The sequence below is a fragment of the Georgenia sp. Z2081 genome (assembly GCF_055326445.1).
This window is the reverse complement of record NZ_JBUZNK010000023.1, coordinates 1-4449: the sequence shown is the minus strand read 5'-3', so window position 1 is coordinate 4449 and position 4449 is coordinate 1. Positions and strand designations below refer to the sequence as shown.

The following is a 4449-nucleotide window of genomic DNA, read 5'->3' as shown; positions in this document are numbered from 1 at the left end:
GTGACAGGTGTTCTCAGGCCGCGAGTGCGATCTGAGTGGTCATGATGGTCTCGTACTCGATGGGGGTCAGGCGACCGAGCCGGTCCTGTCGCCTTCGGCGGTGGTAAGTCCGTTCGATCCAGGTCACGATCGCGATCCGCAGCTCGGCCCGAGTGGCCCAACGACGGCGGTTCAGGACGTTCTTCTGCAGGAGCGAGAAGAAGGACTCCATCGCGGCGTTGTCCCCCGCGGAGGCGACCTGGCCCATCGAGCCCACGAGGTCGTGGCAGCGTAGGGCGGCCAGGAATCGGCGCGACCTGAATTGGGAGCCGCGGTCCGAATGCACAACGCAACCGGCGACATCACCGCCGCGGCGGGAGACCCCCGATACCAGAGCGTCGACCGCGAGGCGGGTCTTCATGCGATCGCTGATCGAGTACCCCACGATCCGTCCCGAGTAGACGTCCTTGACCGCGCAGAGATAGATCTTGCCCTCACCGGTGGGGTGCTCGGTGATATCGGTCAGCCACAGCTCGTTGGGAGCGGTGGCCGTGAAGTCCCGCTCGACGAGATCGTCATGGGCCGGCGGGCCGGGCCGCTTGCCGTTCGCGTTGCGCTTCTTGCCGAACACGCTCCACCACCGGTTGTCCCGGCAGGTCCGCCAGACCGTGCGATCACACGCGACGTGCCCCGCTTCGCGGGCCTCGTCGGCCAGCAGGCGATACCCGAACTCCGGATCGTCCCGGTGAGCATCGAACAAGGCGTTCGCGAGGTAGGCCTGCTCGAGATCACGGTCGGTGACCGGGGTGGCGAGCCAGCGGTAGTAGGGCTGGCGGGCGAGCTTGAGGACCCGACACGTCACCGCGACAGGGATCCTGTCAGCGGCGAGCTCCTTTACGAGCGGGTACATCATTTCCCCGACAGGTTCGCCTGAGAGAGGTAGGCCGCTGCGCGGCGCAGGACCTCGTTCTCCTGCTCGAGCAGGCGGACACGCTTCTTCGCTTCGCGCAGCTCGGCCGACTCGCTCCGGGTCACGCCGGGGCGGTTGCCGTCCTCGACATCGGCGGCCTGTAGCCAGTTACGCAGGCAGGACTCGCTGATCCCGAAGTCTTTGGCGATGTCCTTGATCGGAGCGTCCCCGCGGCGGGCCACGGCCACGACATCGTCGCGGAACTCCTTGGGATGAGGTCTGGGCACGATCGACATCCTTCCAGCAGCACCTTCCGGCACCACAGATCAGGTGTCACCTATCCGTGCAGCAGACCCCATCAATTGCTCCTTCGAATGTGGCGTGCGCTTTGTGGCTCGAGCCGCTCCAGAGCCGCCCGTTGGTTTGCCTGTTGAGTTTGTGACCGACAGCGCTCGTGTTGTGCTTCGCGTTGCGAACGTGCGTGGGCGGACTACGGGAGCTTGGACGCGAGGACGTCGGCCGGCAGGATCTCGGGTGCTGCGCCGAGGAGGTGCTGGTTGGCCGTCAGGGCTGCGACGATGGCGCCGTTGGCGTGGGCGTCGCGAGCGGCCTCGTCGGGGAATGCATCGAAGATCCAGAAGGTGTCGGCGTGGGTCCTGACCGCGAACCAGACAATCGTTCCTACTTCTTCGTTGGCGAGGGCGACAGCGCCGGCGAGCAGATCGGCGAGCGCGTCGTGCTGTCCATCGGCCGCGACGATCTTGGCGACGAAGGCATACGGAAGTGATGCGGGTGTGGACATGAGGGGTTCTCCTAGGTGTCGAGGTTTCTTGGTGAAGCGAGTTCAGCGTATGACGAGCAAGGGCATGTGAGAAGTGGCGTATACGACAGTGTTGCTATTGTTCACGCCATGCGTATTGGACTGATCGCGATCGACGGCTGCTTCGGTTCGGCTGTCGCGTCGATCATCGACATCGTGCGGGTGGCCGACGGAGCCCGCAGCGATGTCGACCCGCGGATCGACCCGATCGAACTCGCCATCCTCGGACCGAAACGGCGAGTGACCACGACAACATCGATGACCCTGTCGGTGGACCACCCGCTGTCGGAGTCCGCAGAGTTCGACGTGGTCGTCGTCCCTGCGCTTGGAACCCTCACGGCCGCCGCTACCCACGACGCCCTCCAGAGCCGAGATGCTCGTTCGGTCATCGCCTCGCTCGGGCGCCTCGACGAGGCGACCACCCGGATCGCCGCGGCGTGCACCGGCGTGTTCGCCGTCGCCGAGACCGGACGGATGCATCATCGGCGGGCGACGACCAGCTGGTTCCTGGGGCCGGAGTTCCTGAAGCGCTATCCGACCGTCGCCCTCGATCTCGACACCATGGTCGTGGTCGACGGGAACCTCGTCACCGCCGGCGCCGCGTTCGCCCACATCGACCTCGCGCTCTCACTCGTGCGATCGATCAGCCCCGACCTGGCCCAACATGTCGCCAAGCTCCTCATCATCGACGAGCGTCCGTCGCAGGCGACCTTCGTCGCCTACGACCATCTCCGGCACGAGGACCCGATCGTCGTCGAGTTCGAACGCTTCGTGCGCGCCCGCCTGGACGAACCGTTCAACGTCGCCTTCGTCGCGCAGTCGCTCGGCACCAGCCGGCGCACCCTCGAACGACGAGTCCGTGCGGCGCTCAACCTGACTCCGCTCGGGTTCGTCCAACGGCTTCGCACCGAACGAGCTCGGCACCTCTCAGCAACCACGGATCTCACCTCCGCCGAGATCGCGCTACGGGTCGGCTACGCGAACGCCGAGACTCTGCGCTCCCTCCTGCGCAGGGAGCGACGCCGTTCCTGACCTATCGCCATGCCTGTAGCCGGTGTCCTAGTGCTCGACTGGAACCACCTCTCAGCACGTCGCGTCGACGCTACTGCGTCGCCCCTGGACGACCCACTCGACACGCCCGCAGCACAGGCCATGTGACGTGCCCCGGCTTCCCGGACGGTCGGGGTCGGGTGGCTGTGATGTGTCGCTGCGTTCTCGTCGAGGGGGTCAGCAGACTCGATCAGGGTCGATTGGGATGAGACGCGAAGGCGCTCAGGTCAAGGCGGCCGAAACCGGCTCTTCACATTCGAGGGTGTAGTTGGGGTCGGAATCCGCCCGTCTCGAGTAGTGATCGGGCGATGTAGTTGGTCAGGTTGCGGAAGCCGAGGGCCGAGCCGCGCAGGTGCTCGAGCCTGCCGTTCATGGCCTCGGTGGGGCCGTTGGACGTGCCGGGCCGGTCGAAGTAGGCGAGCACGTCGGCGGCGCGGCGCTTCAGGGTCCTGCCCAGCTTGCGCAGCTCGGTCAGGGCGGCTGGCACGGTGGAGCTGACGGAGTCGATGAGCTGGGCCATGAGCTGGCGACCATGTGCGCGGTCGGGGACGCGGTAGGCGGCGATCATGCGCTGGTAGACGGCCCAGGCGGCCTCGACCGCTACGTGGGTGTCGCCGTCGAACAGGCCCTCCAGGCGCTGGGACTGCTTCTCGGTGAGCAGGTCGGCGCCGGTGTGCAGGGTCCGGCGGGCGGCGTAGAGCGGATCGCCCTTGCGGCCCCGGTGCCCGCAGGTGTCCTGCTGGACACGGCGCCGGCAGTCATCGAGCGCGTCGCCAGCGAGGCGGACCAGGTGAAAAGGATCCATGATGGCGACCGCGTCGGGCAGCTCTTCGGCGGCGGCGGTCTTGAACCCGGTGAAGCCGTCCATCGCGACGATCTCGACCCCGTCGCGCCAGTCCTGCGGCCGGCCCGCGAGCCACTGCTTGAAGGCGTGTTTCGAGCGGCCCTGGACCATGTCCAGCAGCCGGGACGGGCCGGTCCCCTCGCGAACAGCGGTGAGGTCGATGATCACGGTCACGAACCTGTCGCCGCGGCGGGTGTGGCGCCAGACATGCTCGTCGACACCGATGGCGCTGACGCCGTCGAACCGGGTCGGATCATCGATGAGGACGCGGCGTCCTTCGGTCAGGACCGCGGCGTTGGCGGTGTTCCACGAGACCCCCAGCCCCTCGGCGACACGAGCGACACTCAAGTGCTGGCACACGATCCCTTCCAGCGCCCACCGCAACCCGCGGCGGGAGAGCCGCGCGCGCGGCTCGGCCGCGGCGGTCGTGTCCTGACGCCACACGTGCCCGCAGCCCGTGCACCGGTACCGACGCACCCTCACCTCCAGCGTCGTGGGACGCCACCCCAGCGGCTCGTGAGCGAGCTCGCGCGTGACGGTGTCCCGCGCGACGCCCTCGCACCCGCACCGCCGGCACCAGCTGTCCGGTTCGACGACCCGGCAGGCCAGGACCGCCCGACCAGGCTCGATGCGCTGGCCGACGACCTCCAAGCCGAGCTCGTCCAGACGAGCGAACGTGGTCAGATCAGGGCGGGCGAAGGTAGCGTCAGGCACGTCGAGGTCTTCCCGGTGGGTGGCGTGAGAACCCCCATCATCGGAAGACCTCGACCCCTATCTGGACGCTGACACGCCGGCACCTCGCTCACCACCGCGCCAGGCCGTCTACACCCTCAATCCGGAAGAGCC

General features: G+C 67.5%; 4 protein-coding genes. 1 reads left to right on the top strand and 3 read right to left on the bottom strand.

Features of this window, described 5'->3' with window-relative positions; all coding sequences use genetic code 11:
* Window positions 1-13: 13 nt before the first annotated feature.
* A protein-coding gene (locus ACZLKG_RS16550) for an IS3 family transposase (protein WP_463647485.1) occupies window positions 14-1176 on the bottom strand; the annotation gives its coding sequence in 2 pieces (ribosomal slippage) (window positions 14-907 and window positions 910-1176; 1161 coding nt in all).
* 203 nt (window positions 1177-1379) lie between these two features.
* Window positions 1380-1691, bottom strand: coding sequence for a putative quinol monooxygenase (locus tag ACZLKG_RS16545; RefSeq protein ID WP_068102119.1), 312 nt, complete (start codon window positions 1689-1691; stop codon window positions 1380-1382).
* 108 nt (window positions 1692-1799) lie between these two features.
* On the opposite strand from ACZLKG_RS16545, the gene ACZLKG_RS16540 reads away from it, so the two are divergent.
* Window positions 1800-2741, top strand: a complete 942-nt coding sequence (locus tag ACZLKG_RS16540) for a GlxA family transcriptional regulator (protein WP_425710294.1) — start codon at window positions 1800-1802, stop codon at window positions 2739-2741.
* Window positions 2742-3009: 268 nt separating this feature from the next.
* Here ACZLKG_RS16540 and ACZLKG_RS16535 read toward each other — a convergent pair whose 3' ends face one another.
* Window positions 3010-4317 (bottom strand): ISL3 family transposase, encoded by a 1308-nt coding sequence (locus ACZLKG_RS16535; protein WP_463648948.1) that lies wholly within the window; start codon window positions 4315-4317, stop codon window positions 3010-3012.
* Between the last annotated feature and the right edge of the window lie 132 nt (window positions 4318-4449).